Here is an 18,247-nt window from a genome sequence, read left to right as displayed (position 1 = left end):
AGATGTGTATAAGAGACAGCGCGATGCCAGCACTTTGTTCCTCCAGATAGAACGAGGTGCCTGCATCGCGGGCAAGCCCGGCTCCCACAGGGAAATATGTCGGTCGCAGATCCTGCATTCAAACAGGCCGGCCGGTCGGCCGCCTCGACGGCTGTTGATCTACCCGCCCCATCGGGAGGCCGAGTGGAGGTTCTGCGCAGTGGGACCGGAGCGAGGGAACCTGAGCGCAGCGAAGGCCGGACGCCAGGGGCAAGCCTTTTTGGTTACTTTTTCGGCGTCTGGAAAAAGTGACTCGCCGTAAGGGCGAAACCAATATCCCGTTCAAACGCGAATGCCGGATATGTACCCGGTGTACCTGTTAAACCCTACCGCGGCCACAGACCTAACGCCCCTTGATCACCATCTCCCCCACCGCATCCCCCACGGCCTGCCAGTTGGGCCGGTACATCGACTCCACTTGCGGCGGCGGTACCCGGTAGGTACCCGGAGTCACTGCACGGGCCAGGTACAGCAGGTGCGTGGTCCCGTAGCCATCCAGTTTGACTGCCGCCACATAACGATCATCCCGATACTCCTGATGCTGCACGCTGGCGTTCTGCATCGACTCGCGCCATTGCTTCACTTGAGTACTGGCGTTTTCAAGGCTGGCCGCGCTCTGCCCCAGGTTCTGGTTTTCCAGCTCCAGGCCTGCCGGCAGCAAATCCACCACCAGCGCATCAGGCACTTGCTGCTTGGCCGTCACGGCCAGATGCACCAGCACCAGATCACCACTTTTCAGCGCCTTGAGATCCAGCGGCTCACCGTTCATACCCAGGTAGTCGCGGCGAATGCTCATGTTTTCGCCGCCCGCCGCCGGGGCGTGCTGTGGATAACCCGAAATCGTCAGCTGTTGATAAATCGGCGCGCTGCCTGCGTTACGCAGGGTCAGGGGCGAGGCTAGCAGCGGCCCGTCGAGCTTGAGCCCTGAGCGGGCGTTGTTCAGCTCGCGGGTCTGATCGCCACTGGTGAGTTGCGCACTCCAGCTGGCCTCAGGCTTGCCCAGCAAATCGCGACCGGCGAGGAACAGTGAATTGCGTTCCTGGGTCGACAGCCACTGACTCGCCGCCAGTTGATCGGACAGGTCGAACAGTCGCTGTTCACGCTGACCACTCATCAGGTTGTTCTCTTCCAGCAAGGCCAGAATCAACGCCTGATCGCGCAGCGGGCTGCCGTAGTCGCCCAGCCATTGATCAGCCTTGCGCTTCGCCGCCAACCCCGCCACCAACGCTTGATCGGCGCGCGGTTGATCGCCCATTTTCTGCAGGGCAATGGCCAACTGCACCAGAGGCAAACCGGAACGGGCATCGCTGCGGCGCTCAAAAATGCTGCGCAGCGCACCCAGCGGCGCCTGTTGGCTTCGGGCCAGGACCAGCGCTGCATAGGCCTGTACGGCAAAGCGGGTGTGGTCGAGGTTGTCGCTGTAGTCGGCCTCGATCAGGTTGCGTTCCTGCACATAACGCAGCAACCGCTCGCTGGCCTTTTTCAGCGCCTCGGGAGGTACCGCGTAGCCTTGATCGCGGGCGCGCAGCAGGAAGTCGGTGATATAGGCTGTGAGCCAGTACTCTTCCTGACCGTCCGCGCCCCACAGGCCAAAACTGCCGTTGTAGCGCTGCATGCCCAGCAGGCGCTCGATACCCAACTCGATTTTGCGTTTGCGCTCGGTGTCCGGCTCGCCTTCAAGGCCCAGGCGTTTGAGCAGGGCTGCATCGGCATACAGAGCCGGGTACAGGCCGCTGGTGGTTTGCTCGGAACAGCCATACGGGTAAGCCTTGAGCGCACGAATCTGCTCGCCAAGATTCAGCGGCGGGCGGCTCGACAAGCTGAGCAAGGCTTCACGCCCGGCCGGTTCAAAGGCTTGCAGCTCGCCCTCGGGCAGGCTCCAGGGCTGGTCGTTGAGCACACCACGGTAATGCTTTAGCAATGCTGGATACGCCGGGCGCACCCCCAACGTCCATTCGCGGGTGAACGGCGCCAGGGTTTCACCCGGCAGGTCCAGACCATTGACCGTCACCTTGACCACACCGGTGCCATACCCGCCCAGCGCCTTGACCGGAACCTGCAAGGTACTGCGCTGGCCGGGGCTGAGTGTCAGGTTCTGTGTCGCGTCACCCAACAGGCTCAGTTGCCCCTCGGTGTTAAGGTTCACGTGCAGCGTTTGCGGCTTGTCGGTGAGGTTGGACAGGTCCAGCGCCAGCCGCGTCTCGTCGCCACCGGCCAGAAAGCGCGGCGCAGCCAGCTCGGCCACCAATGGTGCTGCGACCACGGTTCTGGCCTCGGCCATGCCGTAGCGATCGTCGGTCCAGGCTTGTGCCATCAAGCGCAACTCGCCGTTGAAGTCAGGGATATCCACACTGACTTCACCTTCGCCCTGCTCGTTGAGCGTCACCGGTGCACTTTGCAGCGCCACGATGGTGACACTGGAGGCAGGTCGCTTGCCGCCCTTGGCCAGTGCCGCATCGCCACCGAACGCCAGGCTGGCCAGACGGCCCTGCCCGGCCTCAATCAACTGCCCGTAAATATCCAGCTGATCCGCCCCATAGGCCTTGCGCCCGAACAGGCTGGCGAACGGGTCGGGGGTCGGGTACTCAGTGATATTGAGCACGCCCACATCCACGGCAGCCAGCAGTACATGGGCCTGTTTGGGAATGCTGCCATCGGCATTTTTAGCCGAGAGTTTCACCGTCAGAGGTTGCTTGGGACGCATTTTTTCAGGGGCATCCAGCGTAAGAGCCAACTTGCGCTGGCTGCGATCGATGGGCAGGTGCAGCACCCCTACAGCACGCTTGGGAGTGATATTGGTCTTGCGCTCACCGGGGCGGATCACCAGTGCACTGATATACAGGTCATGCCGGGCCCAGCTCGGGTCGAGTCTGATTTCGTAGGCCTTGCCCTCGGCCGGCACTTCGATTTCCTGCCACCACAACGGGCCATCGCTGCCTTCAACCAGCAAGTAGCCCTTGCCAGCCGCAGGTGGCGTGACCGTGACCTTGGCCGTATCGCCATCGGCATAAGCGGCCTTGTCCAGCGCCAGCTTGACCTGGTCGGGGCGCACGGCACCGCCTTCGGCGTTGTCCTGGGCACGATAACCGGCCCAGAAACGCAGGCTGCTGATCAAGCCGGTTTGCGGGTCTTCAACCTCTACGCGGTAAGGGCCCCACTCCACCGGAAAGCTGACCTTGGCGGTTTCGCCCGCCTTGAGGCTGAGGGTCTCTTCGTTGAGGTTCAGAAACTTCTCGTTGTAGTGATAACTCCAGCCGTCGTTGTCCGAGTAGTTCCAGTAGTAATCGCGGCGTTCACGCACCAGACGCACCTTGAGGTTGTCGGCCGCCAATTTGTTGCCCTGGCTGTCAGCCACCAGCAGCTCGAACTCAACCGGGCCGTCGCCATCGGTTTCAGCACCGTCAAACAGGCCACGCAGCCCCGGCAGACGGTCTGCCGGCCATACCGGCTGCACCAGGCGACGGGTAATCGGGCGCCCGCCCGACTCCTGCAAACTGGCCTGAACAATCAGTTGCAGCGGCGATTTGGCATCGCTCCACTGGCTGTCGATGCTGAGGGTTTGCTTGCCATCGGCGTTGAGCACGCTTTCGTCCAGCTCCAGATCCTGGGTCAGCTCCGGTTCTGTCACCGAACCGAACTGATAGCCCGGCAAGGCACTGACCGCCTCGCGCAATGGCCGCACATAGACCTGCCCGCTCAAGCGGTTACCGGCTGCCGGAGCACCGTACAGGTAACGCCCGGCAACCTGGATTTCAGCGGTTTGCCCGGGGCTCAGCGGGGTATCGCTGCCCTTGAGTTCAAGTGCCATGCGCTCGGGTAAAAAGTCCTCGACCAAAAACTCGTACAGCTGCGGCTTGCCGTCACCAAAGTCGAACACCAGTTGCCAGCGCCCGGTCGGCGCTTCGGCGGCCAGTTGCAGCGGGTACTGATACAGACCGGAAGCATCCGGCGTCCAGACGAACTTGCGGCTCACCTGCTCGTCCGGGCGACGCACCTCGACGCTGACCGGCTGCGGCTTGACCGGGTTGCCGTCGCGGTCGCGCAGCAAGGCATTGAGCAGCACGGTTTCGCCGGGGCGATACAGATCACGGGGGCCAAATACAAAGAACTGCAACGGATGCGCCTGCGGGCCGCCAATATCGAATTCGGCCAGATCCAGCGCCGCCGTGTTCAAGCGCAACAGGCTGGTCTGGTCGCCCTGGCGCGCCAGCAGCACTTCGGCCTTGGGTGGCAAGGCCAGCTCGGCATGCCCGTCCTTGCCCGTCTTGCCCTGGCCAAGCATCTTGCCCTTGCCATCAAGCAACTCGAGATCGATGCCGCTCAGTGCACTGCCACCTTCCAGGGCCTGTGTGAACACATCCAGGCGCTTTTGGTAGCGATGCACCGAAAGTCCGATATCGCTGAGGGTAAACAAGGTGGCTGGGGTCGAATAGTTGTAACTACCGGAGGCGGTCATCACCGCCAGATAAACTCCCGGCTGCTGCAAGGGCTTGATCCCGGCCGTGGGCAGGATCAGGGTTTCCCGGGTATTGCGCGCCGGGTTCAAGTCAAAACGGCCGCTGTAAACCAGATCGGCCATATTCAGCAGATCCCTGGCTTCGTAGCTTTGCAGGCTGCTGTTGCGCCCCCACTGGCTGAGAAACGCCGGCAGCGACTCGGGTTTGACCCGAAAGAACTCGACATCGACCTTGTCGACGTTCAGCGCGATCACCGGCAGACCTTCGGCCAGGCGCGTGGGCAGCAGGTTGCCACGGCTGGCGAAGCCGACCGTGGGTTGCAGGTCGCGGGTTTCCAGGCGACTGACGTATTCGGCGGCGAGCTTGGCATCGTTGACGGCGCGCAGGCCGGGGTCGACGGTAAGGATCAACTTGCGCTGCGGCTCAAGGTGGCGCAGGCGCAACTCCATCAGGTTGTCCGACAGCTCCCAGGCGCCATCGACCTTGCCGGCCTTGGCGTCCACCAGATGCAGTTTGTCGGCAAAGTTCTGCTGCGGGTCCAGCGGCACTGAAAAGCTCACGGACAAGGTGCTGGCCCCGTCCAGCTGCACTTCAGAGACGTCTACTACACTCAACTCGCGCCCGGCATAACGCCCGGCCAGCACTTTGACGTCCTGTACCGGTTTAGCCGGCTGGCTCGTGGCCACCTGTGGCGTGGCGGGTTTGTCGACGCTGGAAGAATCACAAGCGCTCAGCAGCGCCAGCGTGCAGGCCAAAAGCAGTCCTTTGTTCAGCATGGTGTACTCGTTTACCGGGCAGTTAAGGGTTGACTATATAACAGCTGGATGAAGATCAAGAGCCCCTCACCCTAGCCCTCTCCCGAAGGGATAGGGGACAAAAGCGCAGATCAGCCCCCTCGCCCTCCGGGAGAGGGTTGGGGTGAGGGCAGGCTTTGCGGCTACAATCGCGCTCCCCCAAGGAGCCTGCATGTCATCTTCCCTGTTAGCCGACTGGCGCGACCGTCCTACCCATCGCCGGGTGTGGGCGCTGGCGGCCCCCATGATCCTGTCCAATATCTCCGTGCCGCTGGTAGCGTTGGTCGACAGTACTGTCATCGGCCATTTGCCCCACGCCCATCAACTGGGCGCCGTCGCCGTGGGCGCCAGCCTGTATATCTTCCTGGCCTGGATGATGGGTTTTCTGCGCATGGGCACCACCGGCTTCGCCGCGCAGGCCGCCGGACGCGGTGATGGCGCCGCGCTGCGGCAAATCCTGCTGCAGGGCCTGTTGCTCAGCGTGCTGTTGTCGATGCTGCTGGGGGCCATTGCGATTCCTTTTAGCGGCGTGGCCCTGAGCCTGATGCAGCCCTCCACCGAACTGCACGCGCTGACTCTGGAGTTCTTCCACACACGGCTGTTTGGCCTGCCCGCCGCACTGGCCAGTTATGCACTGGTAGGCTGGTTTTTGGGCACGCAAAACGCCCGCGCACCGTTGGCGATCCTGCTGACGACCAATCTGGTAAATATCGCGCTGAACCTGTGGTTCGTCCTCGGGCTGGACTGGGGGGTGGCAGGCTCGGCCCCGGCTTCGGTGATTGCCGAATGGAGCGGCGCCCTGCTCGGCCTGTGGCTGACCCGCGGTGCCCTGCGTCGATATCCGGGCAAGGTAGTGTGGGCCGCCCTGGGCATGTGGCACAACTGGAAGCCGTTACTGGGGGTCAATCGCGATATTTTTATCCGCAGCCTGATGCTGCAACTGGTGTTTTTCTCCATCACCCTGCAAGGCGCCCGCCTGGGCGATGCCACCGTGGCTGCCAATGCGTTATTGCTCAATGGCCTGCTGCTGGCTGCCCATGCCCTGGACGGTCTGGCCCACGCCGTCGAGGCACTGTGCGGACACGCTATTGGCGCCCGCGACCGTGAGGCGTTGCGCCGCTCGATGGTGGTGGCCTGCGGCTGGTCACTATTGGCCAGCCTGGGTTTTGCGCTGCTGTTTATGTTCGGCGGGCATCTGTTTGTGCAAATGCAGACCGATATTCCCGTTGTGCGCGAAACCGCTTTCCAGTACTTGCCCTATCTGGCCCTGCTGCCGCTGATTGCAGTGTGGAGCTACTTGCTTGACGGGCTGTTTATCGGTGCTACCCGCGCTCGTGAAATGCGCAACGCCATGGTGATCAGCGTGGTCATCGCCTTCCCCGCCGCCTGGGTCCTGCACGGCTATGGCAACCACGGGCTGTGGATAAGTTTCCTGCTGTTTATGGTGCTGCGCAGCCTGACCCTGGGCGTGTATGCATGGCAGATGCAGCGCAAGAATCAGTGGTTCGGCGCCTGACACTGAGGCGAAAAAAAACGCCGGCCCGTGCAATGCACAGGCCGGCGTTTTTCGGTCAGCTCTGAAGCCCGTGGGGATCAGTGGCTCGACAGGTACGACGAGCGGGTCAGGCCCAGGCGCAGTGCGTCGAGGTACTGGGTACGCTCCTTGGCACTGATGCTGGCGCTGGCCACTTTGTCGCGGTAGTGGTTCATCAGCTCTTCAGGCGACAAGTGCACGTAGCGCAGCATGTCTTCGATGGTGTCATGGGTCTCGATACCGGCGTGGTACACGCTGCCGTCTTCGTTCTGGTAGATGTTCACCGAGTCGGTGTCACCGAACAGGTTGTGCATGTCACCGAGGATTTCCTGGTAAGCGCCCACCAGGAAGATCCCCAGCAGGTAGTCTTCACCTTCGTTCAGCCCGTGCACCGGCAGGCTGGTTTCGATGCTCTGCTCGTCGACGTATTGCTTGATCTTGCCGTCGGAGTCACAGGTCAGGTCTTGCAGCACGGCGCGACGCAGCGGCTCTTCGTTGAGACGATGCAGCGGCAGGATCGGCAGTACCTGGCCAATCGCCCAGGTGTCCGGCAGGCTCTGGAACACCGAGAAGTTGCAGATGTACTTGTCGGCCAGCTTGTCGTTGAGCTCGTCCAGCACCTGACGGTGGGAACGCTGACGCGCTTTCAGCGAGTTGTGCAGGCGACGGCACACCGCGAAGTAGCACTGCTCGGCCAGGGCCTTTTCCGCCAGGGTGATTTTGCCATCAGCGTACTGGGCAGCGATATCGCTCATGTAGTGCGTGGCGCGCCAGTAGGTTTCGGTGACCATCTCAATGTCGGTCGGCCCCAGCAGGTCCACCAGCCATTGCACGGTTTCCGGCAGGCTTTCCTTGTTTTCGATCACCGGCACGTCGTCGTTGTGTTTCTCGACGTCGGTCACCTGCACCACCAGCATGGCGTGGTGGGCGGTCAGCGAGCGGCCGCTTTCCGAGAAGATGTGCGGGTGCGGCAGGCTCTGCGCATCGCAGAACTCTTTGAGCATACCCACAACCACACCGGCGTAATCGTCCATGTCGTAGTTGATCGAACTGGCATTGCGCGAGTGGGTACCGTCGTAATCCACACCCAGGCCGCCGCCCACGTCGATATGGTCAACCGGCAGGCCGAGGTTGCGCAGTTCGCCGTAATAGCGGATCGCTTCCTTGAAACCGTGCTGGTAGTCCGCCAGGTTGGCGATCTGCGAGCCCATATGGAAGTGCAGCAGGCGGATGCCCTGGTCCAGACCGGCCGCTCGGAAGCGCTCAACCACCGACAGCAATTGCGCGGCAGAAAGACCGAACTTGGATTTTTCACCGCCGGTGTCAGCCCACTTGCTCGACGCCAGGGACGACAGGCGCACGCGCAGGCCAACCTGTGGCTTGACCTTGAGCGAGGCTGCTTCTTCGATCACCAGGTCTACTTCGGATTCTTTCTCGATCACGATAAAGACGTTGTGACCCAGCTTCTGGCCCATCAGCGCCAGGCGGATGAACTCACGGTCCTTGTAACCATTGCAGACGATGGTGCCGCCCTTGGGCGCCAGGGCCAGCACGGCCAGCAGCTCGGGCTTGGAGCCGGCTTCAAGACCGATCGACACGTTCTTGGTAGCGATGATGTTTTCGATCACCGCTTCCTGCTGGTTAACCTTGATCGGGTACAGCGCGGTGTATTCGCTCTGGTATTCCAGGCGCGCGATGTTGGCATCGAATGCGCCGGTCAGCTGGCGTACACGGTCTTGCAGGATATCCGGGAAACGCACCAGCAACGGCAAGGACAAACCGCTGGTCTTGCGCAGCTCGTCGACCTGCTCGTACAAATCGATGGGCGAGCTGTTCGGGCCGTTCGGACGGACTTCTACGCGACCGGCTTCATTGATCGCGAAATACCCGGCCCCCCAATGGCGAATCCCGTAAACACTGCGGCTGTCCGCAACTGTCCATTGGCTGCCATCGTCTTTGCGTGTGCGTCGTACGGACATCGAAGTCCCCTATAAATAAGTCAAATAGCCCAGCCTGAAAGCAGGCTGGCGCAGTCTAAAGTGTGAACGTGACGATTAGTCAGACCCTGACAATAGCGCCGAGTTTAGAAACCGGTGATAACAGGCTCTGTGAAAACCATGGCGAGCACGCTCTGACCAGCCTTCGAGGGGCGCCAGAACGGCTGTGCGGTGGCTTTCACAGAGGCTGCTAACCGCCCGACTTCTTGGCTTTGAAACCGTGCTTGACCAGCTCGGCCAGCAGCAGCTCGACGTGGTCGCCCTGGATCTCGATGATGCCGTCTTTCAACGCGCCACCGGTGCCGCAGCGTTTTTTCAACGTCGTGGCCAGTTCCTTGAGTGCGTCTTCAGCCAACGGCACGCCGGTGATGGTGGTCACCGTCTTGCCGCCACGGCCTTTGCTTTCGCGGCGCACACGGGCGATGCCATCACCTTCGGGGATCAGGGTTTGTTTGCAGGTACAGGCATCCACCGGCTGACGGCAGTCCGGACAGTGACGACCTGCGTCGGTGGAAAATACCAGGCCACCCAGGGCGGCGAAGGATGCGGCTTTTTTGGCCACCGGCAATCCTCATTCGGAGGACAAATAATTGGCCGGTGCATGACGCTGTTGCGCCAAGGTGTACCGACCGCGAAGCCCCACTCTGGCAGGGGCAGCGCAACTCAGGGGGAAAACCGCCTGAGCCTGAAAAAGGTCGCGCAGTGTAACGACAAACTCGCTGCATCCCAATAGCCAATCGGCGGCATTTTTTAAAGCGCCAGCCACGAACTTGTGGGAGCGGGCTTGCTCGCGATAGGATCGCAGCGGTGCAACTGAAAAACCGGGTCGACTGAATCGCGAGCAAGCCCGCTCCCACAGGGGGAATCAACGTCAGCCCTGGGTCATATAACGCTTGAGCGCATCCAGTGAGTCAGGGCAGTAGTCCAGTTGCGTACTCAGGCGCAATGCCTCGGCCACCGGCATAAAGCACGCTTGCTGCACTTCCTCGGGCTGCACCTGCAACGGGCCGTCCCACACCGCTGAAAACACTGCGCACCACAGATGGTTTTGCGGAGCCTCGAAGTAAAAGCGCTCATGGGCCGTCAGCGCCACACCACTCACACCCAGTTCTTCGGCCAACTCACGGGCCGCCGATTCGGCGTAGGTTTCATTCACCCCGACCATGCCGCCCGCTGCCACATCCCAGAACCCCGGGTACAGCGCTTTGCTCAGGGTGCGTTGATGCACGCACAGCTCCCCGGCAGAGTTGAACAGCAAAATGAACGTACCCCGCCCGATCAGGCCGCGCTCGCGCAATTCATGACGGGGCAGACCACCCAGCAGGCAATCATCGCGATCCACCCAGGCAACTTGCTCGACATCAGAGGCCGCACGGTGTGCGGCCTCCAAGGCTGAAATGGCCATTGCTTAGCCTTGCGACAACAATTGACGCAAGTCCATGACCGCCGCGTTGGCGCGGGAAATATAGTTGGCCATGACCAGCGAATGGTTGGCCAGCACGCCATAGCCGCTGCCATTGAGGATCATCGGGCTCCAGACCGGTTCTTGCGCCGCTTCCAGCTCGCGAATGATCTGGCGCACGCTGACCGTGGCGTTCTTTTTCGCCAGCACATCGGCAAAGTCGACCTCAATGGCACGCAGCAAGTGTGACAGCGCCCAGGCCTGACCACGGGCTTCATAGAACACGTTGTCGATCTGCATCCACGGGGTTTCTACCACTTCTTCATCCACCACCGGCACCTGACCCGGTTGCAGGCTTTCGGTTTTCAGCGCGCTGTTGAGCTTAACCCGACCCACGCTGGCCGACAGGCGTTGCGACAGGGAGCCCAGACGGGTGCCCACATCGCCCAGCCAGTTGTTGAGGTTGTCGGCACGGGCATAGAACAGGGCGTTTTTCTGGTTAGGGTCAGACAGGCGTGCCTGATAACGGCTCAGGGAATTGATGCCTTCCTGGTATTCGGATTCGCTGGACGGCAGCATCCAGCTTTTGTTGTCGAAGTTGAAACGCGGCTCGGCCTTGGCCAGATCGGCATCTTCCGCAGACTGCGACTGTGAACGGGCGAAGTCTTTGCGCAGGGCGCGGGTCAGGTCGCGCACCTGCACCAGAACGCCGTATTCCCAGCTAGGGATGTTGTCCAGAAAAATGCCCGGTGGAAAACGGTCATTGGACAGGTAACCGCCCGGCTTGCTCAGCAATGTGCCGGCCACGGTCTTGAGGGTTTCGACGGTGGTGAAGCCAGGCACCATCTGCTTGCCTTCTTTTTCGGCCGCCAATTGCGCGTTTTGCTGCACCGGGAACAGATCCGGCTCCTGGCTCCAGTACCAGCCCAGACCCAGGTTCACCAGCACAAAAATCCCTACCAGCACCGCGATGGAACGGCTCAGCAGGATGCTCTTGAAATAGCCACGCGACTGTATTTTGGGCTCTTTGACCGATTCGCGGGCTGTGCCCTCACGTTTATTCCAGTCCAGCATGGCTATATCCTTTCATATGCTTGATTCAACGGTTCGACCACAACCCTAACCCATCGTGCCTTGCATGCACGCTTTTTATCTCAGGGGGCCACTACGCCCGGCACTATAGAACAAGCGCACAGGTGATGGGCAATATGGCTGCCCGACAGTTAATTTCAAGGAGAAACTCGTAGATTTGCAATGAGCTGCTAGCATAGAGCCATCATTCGATTTCAGCATGCCTCCCTACCCAGCAGCCAGGTTATGACCGAGCAAGAAGATCCCAGTCGCGAGCGTCTGAAAAACCACTTTGCCCAGCGTGTCACCCACCAGGCCCGCCAGATCCTTGAGATCTGGCAACGTCTGCAGGCCAATGAGTGGTCGCCTGCCGGCCTGGCCGAGCTCGACGACGCCAATTTGCGCCTGCTGCGCTTTGCCGAGCGCTTCGAGCAACCGGAGCATACCGCGCTGGCGCGGGCCATCGGCCTGGCGCTGCAGGACATGGCCGCCAACCAGAGCCGCCTGAGCAGCTCGATCATCACCGAACTCAATCGCCTTATGCAGCGCCTGTCACGCACCGGCCTGCGTCAGGGCGACTTGATGGGAAATATCAACCTGCCACCGCTGCGCAAGCCGGTGTATATCCTGCTGCAAGACCTGCCGCGCGCCGACCGACTAGCCAGGCAGCTGGAGTTTTTCGAGCTCAGCGCCCAGGCGATCAGCAGCCCGGCAGCATTTCGTCAGGCCATGGCCGAGCGTCATCCGGCCGCCATTGTGATGGACGTGGACTTTGCCAGCCCCGGTTTTGGCCTTGAACTGGCCGCCCAGGCCCAGGCCGGTCTTGAGCAAAAATTGCCGCTGCTGTTTTTCAGCCTGCATGAAACCGACACCCCGACCCGCCTTGCAGCGGTGCGCGCAGGCGGGCAGGCGTTTTTGACCGGCACCCTGGAAGCCTCCAGCCTGATGGAGAAAATCGAGGTGCTGACCTGTGTCGCCCAATATGAGCCCTACAAAGTGCTGATCATTGACGACTCCCGGGCCCAGGCGCTGCACACCGAGCGCCTGCTCAACAGCGCAGGCATTGTTACCCGCACCCTGATCGATCCGATCCAGGCGATGGCCGAGCTGGCAGACTTCCAGCCAGACCTGATCATCCTCGACATGTACATGCCCTCCTGTACCGGCACCGAGCTGGCCAAGGTCATCCGCCACAACGACCGCTACGTCAGCGTGCCAATCATTTATCTGTCGGCCGAAGACGATATGGACAAGCAGCTTGATGCCATGAGCGAGGGCGGCGATGACTTCCTGACCAAGCCAATCCAGCCGCGCCATCTGATCACCACCGTACGCAACCGTGCCGTGCGCGCCCGCCATCTCAAGGCGCGGATGGTGCGCGACAGCCTGACCGGGTTGTACAACCACACCCATATCCTGCAACTGCTCGAAGACTGCACCTTTCGCGCCCGCCGCGAGAACCGCCCCTTGAGCTTTGCCATGCTCGACCTCGATCACTTCAAGCACGTCAACGATGGCTACGGCCACCCCATGGGCGACCGGGTGATCAAGAGCCTGGCGCTGTTTCTCAAGCAGCGCCTGCGCAAAAGCGACTTTATTGGCCGCTACGGCGGCGAGGAATTCGCGATTGTGATGCCTGACACCGATCAAGAGTCGGCCTATAAGGTACTCAATCAGATTCGCCAGCGCTTTGCCGAAATCCACTACCCGGCCCAGCCCGCAGACCTGTCGTGCTCCTTCAGCGCAGGCGTGGTGCAGATGCAGGGCGAAGCCGACAGCCTGCAAATGGCCTCCCAGGCCGATGAGGCGCTGTACCGCGCCAAGAACAATGGGCGCAATCAGGTACAACCCTTTCACCAGACAAGGCCAATTGCCACTATTTGTCCCTGATCCCGAGTTTTCGTCACAACGCTGTAACTTAAGTGCAATAACTTTTGCCGCTTCTGACTGTGTAGTAGGCAAAATCCCACATGCGCCTCAAGCTGCTAACCAACCTCAACACGCTATTGCTGGTCGCCGTGTGCCTCGCGCTGGGTGCAACCTTGTGGTGGTCACAACAGGCCCTGGAACGCCCATTTTTGCTGATGGAACGCTACTTGAGCCTTTCGCAGCAGTTCCACAACACAGTGGCACGCAATATCGAGGACTACCTGGCCAGCGGTGACGCCCTGCGCCTGAGTGATGCCAACAGCGCCCTCGACACTCTCAAAAGCGAACTCACTCCTTTGCCGCCCGCACTGGCCGATGCACTGCGCCCCAGCCTGGAAAACCTCAGCACCTACAGCAATTCCGAACTGCTGGCCGCTGGCAAACTGGCCGGCGACCCCCAGGCCTTACTGCTACAGGCCGAACGCGAGCTGAGCGCCGGCCTGGAACAACTCGGCCAATATGCCAGTGACGCCACTTCCAACGAGGCCCGCGCTTATCTGCCCCAGCTGTTTACTGCCTCGCAACACCTGGCTAAGCTGTCCCTCGCCCGCGAAAAACTGGTCAGTAGCGGACGCAGTGAACTGGCCGGCGATGTGGAACGTGAGCTGGACAGCATTGAGCTCCAGGCCAGGCAAATCGACGCCCTGCCCCTGCTGGGCGTGAGCAGTAAAAGTGCCTCGGGCACCGATGATTTTGCTGCGATGATGGGCCTTGATCCCACCGAAACAACCCAAGCCGAAGATGCAGGAATTGCTCTCAAGCGCGAACTTAACAGCCTGCTAAGCCGCTACCCCGCAGAACTCAAGCGCACCCGGGACCAGATCGAACAACGCAGCCAGCTCAGCGCCGCCACCCACCTCAAGCTCAACGCCGTACAGCAGGCCATTGCCGGGCTGGAGCCCGTTGTGCGCGCCGAACACGGGCAAATCCAGAATGAAGTGCGGCTGATCCAGGGCCTGATGATTGGCCTTATCCTGTTGATCGCACTCCTGATCGACACCTTGCAGCGCAAACTGGCGCGGGTACTGACCTACCTTGCACCGCTGCTGTCGACCTGGGCCGAAGGTGATTTCAGCCGCGACATTCAATTGGGTAAAACCAACCGGGAATTGCGTGATATCGAGGCGTCACTAAACCGCCTGCGCAGCTATCTGGTGAACCTGGTGGGCACCTTGCGCCTGAATGCCGAGCAAGTGGCCGGCAGCAGCCGGACCCTGGCCGAGCTGAGCTCCGGACTGCATAGCGGCGCCGAGCGCCAGGCCGGCGATAGCGCACAAATCCGCGACGCGCTGGGTGAGCTGGAGGCCACCATTTCCCAGGTGGCGGGCGACGCCAGCCAGGCTGCCGATGCCAGCCGCAGTGCCGGCCTTGCGGTGGCCCAGGGGCAACGGGTGATTGGCCAGAGCCTGACCGGGCTGCATGCCCTGGTCGGTGAAGTACAAGGTAACGCGCAAACCATCGAACGCCTGGCCGAAGAGTCGGCCACCATCGGTGGCGTGTTGACGGTGATTCGATCGATTGCCGACCAGACCAACCTGCTGGCCCTGAATGCCGCTATCGAAGCGGCCCGCGCCGGTGAAATGGGCCGCGGCTTTGCCGTGGTCGCGGAAGAAGTGCGCTCGCTGGCACAGCGCACCGCAGGCGCGACCAACGAAATCCAGACCCTGATTGGCGGCCTGCAACTGGCCGCCCGCCAATCGGTTGAGGGCATCCGCGCACAAGTGACCCACGCCCGGGCCACCGCCCAGCAAGCCCAGGACGCAGATGGGGCACTGGATGAAATTGTCGGGGCGATTGCCACCATCTCCACTACCGCCGTACGCATCGCCGACGTTACCGCGCAGCAGACGGGGGCGGTCGGTGAGATCCGCGATCACGGTGAACGGATTCACGTACTGGGCGACGAAAACCTGCAACGTATCGGCATTGCCCGCGACCAAAGCCAGCAATTGCTCGAACTGGGCTCGCAGCTCAACACCGCGGTACAGGCCTTCCGGGTGTAACCCCGCACACCCTGTGGGAGCGGGCTTGCCCGCGATTGCATCACTGCGGTCATACAGGCAGACCGTGCCGCCCGCATCGCGAGCAAGCCCGCTCCCACAACTTCCGCCTACAACAGGGGTTGCTGCACCCAATCCATGCACCGCGCTATCATGCCCGCACGTTTGCTTTGCGAGATTCCTATGCGCCGCCTGCTTTTGCTCCTGTGTCTGCTGTTTGCCGTGCCTGCCATGGGCGCGGGCTTGCTGGATAACCGCCCCAGCGCAACCCTGGGCGCCATCAACAACAGCAGCGACTTTCTGCCAGTACGCGAAGCCTTCAAGCTCAACCTCATCAGCAGCACACCCGAGTCGATCAAGCTGCGCTTCGTGCCCACCGAAGGCTATTACCTGTACCGGCACAAGTTCGCCTTCAAGACCGAACCCGCCGATATCGCCCTGGGCACCGCGCAACTGCCCCCCGGCGAAGCCAAACACGATGAGTACTTTGGCGATGTCGAGGTCTATCACGGCATTCTTGACGTCGATATCCCGCGCCCGGCCAAAGACCAGCGCTCCTTCACCCTGGTGGTCACCTACCAGGGCTGTGCCGACAAGGGCCTGTGCTACCCGCCGGAAACCGAGCGCCTGAGCATCGATGGCGGCACAGCCACCAGCACCGGCGAACCGGCAACCGCGTGGAACTGGCGCGAACTGGCGCTGTTTTTCCTGGCCGGCCTGGGCCTGACATTTACTCCCTGCGTACTGCCGATGCTGCCGATTCTGTCGGGCGTGGTGTTGCGCGGCCAGGTGGGCGGGCTGCGCGGTTTCAGCCTGTCGCTGGCCTACGTGCTGCCGATGGCGGCCTGCTTTGCCCTGCTGGGCGCCTTGATGGGCATGTTCGGTGCGCAACTCAATTTGCAGGCACGTTTGCAATCGGTGTGGGTGCTGGTGCCTTTCGCGCTGTTCTTCGCCATTTTCGCCCTCGCCATGTTCGGTGTATTTGAACTGAAACTGCCGCAAGCCATCAGCAATCGCCTCGACCGTGTCGCCAATCGCACCCAGGGTGGCTCGCTGTGGGGCGCGGCGGTGCTGGGCGTGGTCTCCAGCCTGCTGGTTTCTCCTTGTGTATCGGCGCCGCTGGCCGGGGCGCTGCTGTACATCAGCGCCAGTGGCGATGCGCTGGGTGGCGGCTTGAAGCTGTTCGCCCTGGGCCTGGGGATGGGCGCACCGTTGCTGTTGGTCGCAACCGGTGGTGCGGCCTGGCTGCCAAAAAGCGGACCGTGGCTGGTCAGTGTGAAAAACGCGATTGGCGTACTGCTGCTCGGCCTGGCAATCGGCCTGCTCAGCCGCGTGCTGCCCGGGCCGGTCACGCTGCTGCTGATCGGCGCGCTGGCGGCGGGTGTCAGTTTGTTCCTTGGCACCCTCGAGTTCACCAGCAAAGCCCCGCGCCAGCGTCTGGCTCAACTGCTGGGCCTGTTTTTACTGGTCTATGCCCTGGCCTGCTGGTTTGGCGCCCTGAGCGGTCAGAGCGATCCGCTCAACCCCATCGGCCATTCCCAACCGGTTGCCAGCGCCGCAAATGGTTCTGCAGTACCAGCAGGCCAATGGCTCACTGTCAGCACCCCGGCCGAACTGGACAGCGCACTGGCCCAGGCCAAAGCCGCTGGGCAACCACTGTTGCTGGACTGGTACGCAGACTGGTGCATCAGTTGCAAAGTGATCGAACATGAGGTGCTGAATAACCCCAGGGTGCTGGATCTGCTCAAGGGTTACCGACTGGTGCGTTTCGATATGACTGCCAGCAATGCCGAACAACGCGCCCTGCTCGATCACTACAAATTGTTCGGCCCTCCGGCACTGATGTTCTTCGGCAAGGAGGGAGCCGAAATAAGTGACCAACGGGTCATCGGCGAGATCAATGCCGCGGACTTCGCCGAACGTGTTGCGATCGCGAATGACCAGATCTAGAGCCTCAGTCACAAACTTTTCGCGAACATCGGTCATCGTGCTGGCTATTGCAGTTAACTGGACAGCGAATCCGCTTTTCGGCATAGTCGCCCGGCACTGACAACTGCACACAGATAATAAGGAACAGCAGATGGCGACTTTCCTGGTACTACACGGCCCCAACCTGAACCTGCTCGGCACCCGCGAGCCGGGCGTCTACGGCGCTACCACCCTGGCGCAAATCAATCAGGATCTGGAACAAAGGGCCCGTGATGCCGGCCACCATTTGCTCTACCTGCAAAGCAACGCCGAGTATGAATTGATCGACCGCGTACACGCTGCCCGCAACGAAGGGGTGGATTTTATTCTGATCAACCCGGCGGCCTTTACCCACACCAGCGTGGCATTACGTGACGCGCTGCTGGCGGTGAGCATCCCATTCATCGAAGTGCATTTGTCTAACGTGCACAAACGCGAACCTTTCCGCCATCACTCCTACTTCTCCGACGTTGCGGTAGGTGTGATCTGCGGCCTTGGCGCCAGCGGTTATCGACTGGCCTTGGAGGCCGCCCTGGAACAGCTTGAACTACAAGCTAAACGCCCCTGACCGACCCATTGGGAGTTGACGATTCATGGATATCCGTAAAGTTAAGAAACTGATCGAGCTGCTGGAAGAGTCCGGCATCGACGAGCTGGAAATCAAAGAAGGCGAAGAGTCCGTACGTATCAGCCGTCACAGCAAGACACCTGCCCAGCAGTACTACGCGCCAGCCCCAATGCAAGCGCCTGCTGCAGCGCCAGTGGCTGTTGCCCCGGTTGCCACCGTGACCGAAGCGCCTGCTGCACCGAAACTGAACGGTTTTGTGGTCAAGTCGCCAATGGTCGGTACCTTCTACCGCACCCCGGCGCCTACCTCGCCTGCCTTCGTTGAAGTGGGCCAGACCGTCAAGGTCGGCGACACCATTTGCATCGTGGAAGCGATGAAAATGATGAACCACATCACCGCCGAAAAAGCCGGTGTTATCGAATCCATCCTGGTAGAAAACGGTCAGCCGGTTGAATTCGACCAACCGCTGTTCACCATCGTTTGAACCA

11 protein-coding genes are annotated in these 18,247 nt (G+C 61.3%); 6 read left to right on the top strand and 5 right to left on the bottom strand.

Annotated elements, in window-relative coordinates:
- Nucleotides 1-382: 382 nt before the first annotated feature.
- Entirely contained in the window at nt 383-5,272 is a 4,890-nt protein-coding gene (locus QN377_RS18280) for an alpha-2-macroglobulin (RefSeq protein WP_322214065.1), read from the bottom strand.
- Between the two features lie 190 nt (nt 5,273-5,462).
- Between QN377_RS18280 and QN377_RS18275 the strand changes: the two genes are divergently transcribed.
- The gene (locus tag QN377_RS18275; protein WP_322214063.1) at nt 5,463-6,806 is read left to right on the top strand and encodes an MATE family efflux transporter; all 1,344 of its coding nucleotides are present in this window, start codon (nt 5,463-5,465) and stop codon (nt 6,804-6,806) included.
- 77 nt (nt 6,807-6,883) lie between these two features.
- On the opposite strand, the gene speA is transcribed toward QN377_RS18275, so the two are convergent.
- From speA to QN377_RS18255, 4 genes are all read right to left on the bottom strand, one after another.
- A complete protein-coding gene (gene speA / locus QN377_RS18270; protein ID WP_095001036.1) occupies nt 6,884-8,803 on the bottom strand; it encodes an arginine decarboxylase in 1,920 nt (639 codons plus the stop codon).
- Nucleotides 8,804-9,011: 208 nt separating this feature from the next.
- On the bottom strand, nt 9,012-9,383 hold the full coding sequence (locus QN377_RS18265; RefSeq protein WP_016783399.1) for a translation initiation factor Sui1: 372 nt from the start codon (nt 9,381-9,383) through the stop codon (nt 9,012-9,014).
- A 309-nt stretch (nt 9,384-9,692) separates the two neighbouring features.
- A complete protein-coding gene (locus QN377_RS18260; RefSeq protein WP_296301891.1) occupies nt 9,693-10,226 on the bottom strand; it encodes an NUDIX hydrolase in 534 nt (177 codons plus the stop codon).
- A 3-nt stretch (nt 10,227-10,229) separates the two neighbouring features.
- Complete coding sequence (locus QN377_RS18255) at nt 10,230-11,297, bottom strand: DUF2333 family protein (protein WP_322214059.1); 1,068 nt, start codon at nt 11,295-11,297, stop codon at nt 10,230-10,232.
- A gap of 243 nt (nt 11,298-11,540) precedes the next feature.
- Between QN377_RS18255 and QN377_RS18250 the strand changes: the two genes are divergently transcribed.
- From QN377_RS18250 to accB, 5 genes are all read left to right on the top strand, one after another.
- Nucleotides 11,541-13,184: a response regulator gene (locus QN377_RS18250; protein WP_095001033.1), complete on the top strand. Its 1,644-nt coding sequence runs from the start codon at nt 11,541-11,543 to the stop codon at nt 13,182-13,184.
- Between the two features lie 80 nt (nt 13,185-13,264).
- Entirely contained in the window at nt 13,265-15,226 is a 1,962-nt protein-coding gene (locus QN377_RS18245) for a methyl-accepting chemotaxis protein (RefSeq protein WP_095019750.1), read from the top strand.
- Nucleotides 15,227-15,406: 180 nt separating this feature from the next.
- Nucleotides 15,407-17,173, top strand: a complete 1,767-nt coding sequence (locus tag QN377_RS18240; protein WP_322214057.1) for a protein-disulfide reductase DsbD — start codon at nt 15,407-15,409, stop codon at nt 17,171-17,173.
- A 130-nt stretch (nt 17,174-17,303) separates the two neighbouring features.
- On the top strand, nt 17,304-17,759 hold the full coding sequence (gene aroQ, locus QN377_RS18235; protein ID WP_048360251.1) for a type II 3-dehydroquinate dehydratase: 456 nt from the start codon (nt 17,304-17,306) through the stop codon (nt 17,757-17,759).
- A gap of 25 nt (nt 17,760-17,784) precedes the next feature.
- Nucleotides 17,785-18,243 (top strand): acetyl-CoA carboxylase biotin carboxyl carrier protein, encoded by a 459-nt coding sequence (accB, locus tag QN377_RS18230; RefSeq protein ID WP_095001030.1) that lies wholly within the window; start codon nt 17,785-17,787, stop codon nt 18,241-18,243.
- Nucleotides 18,244-18,247 lie beyond the last annotated feature (4 nt).

Origin of the sequence: Pseudomonas sp. CCC4.1, assembly GCF_035019225.1 — a bacterium.
Taxonomy (GTDB): domain Bacteria; phylum Pseudomonadota; class Gammaproteobacteria; order Pseudomonadales; family Pseudomonadaceae; genus Aquipseudomonas; species Aquipseudomonas bubulae.
This window is presented reverse-complemented; position numbering and strand designations above follow the sequence as displayed.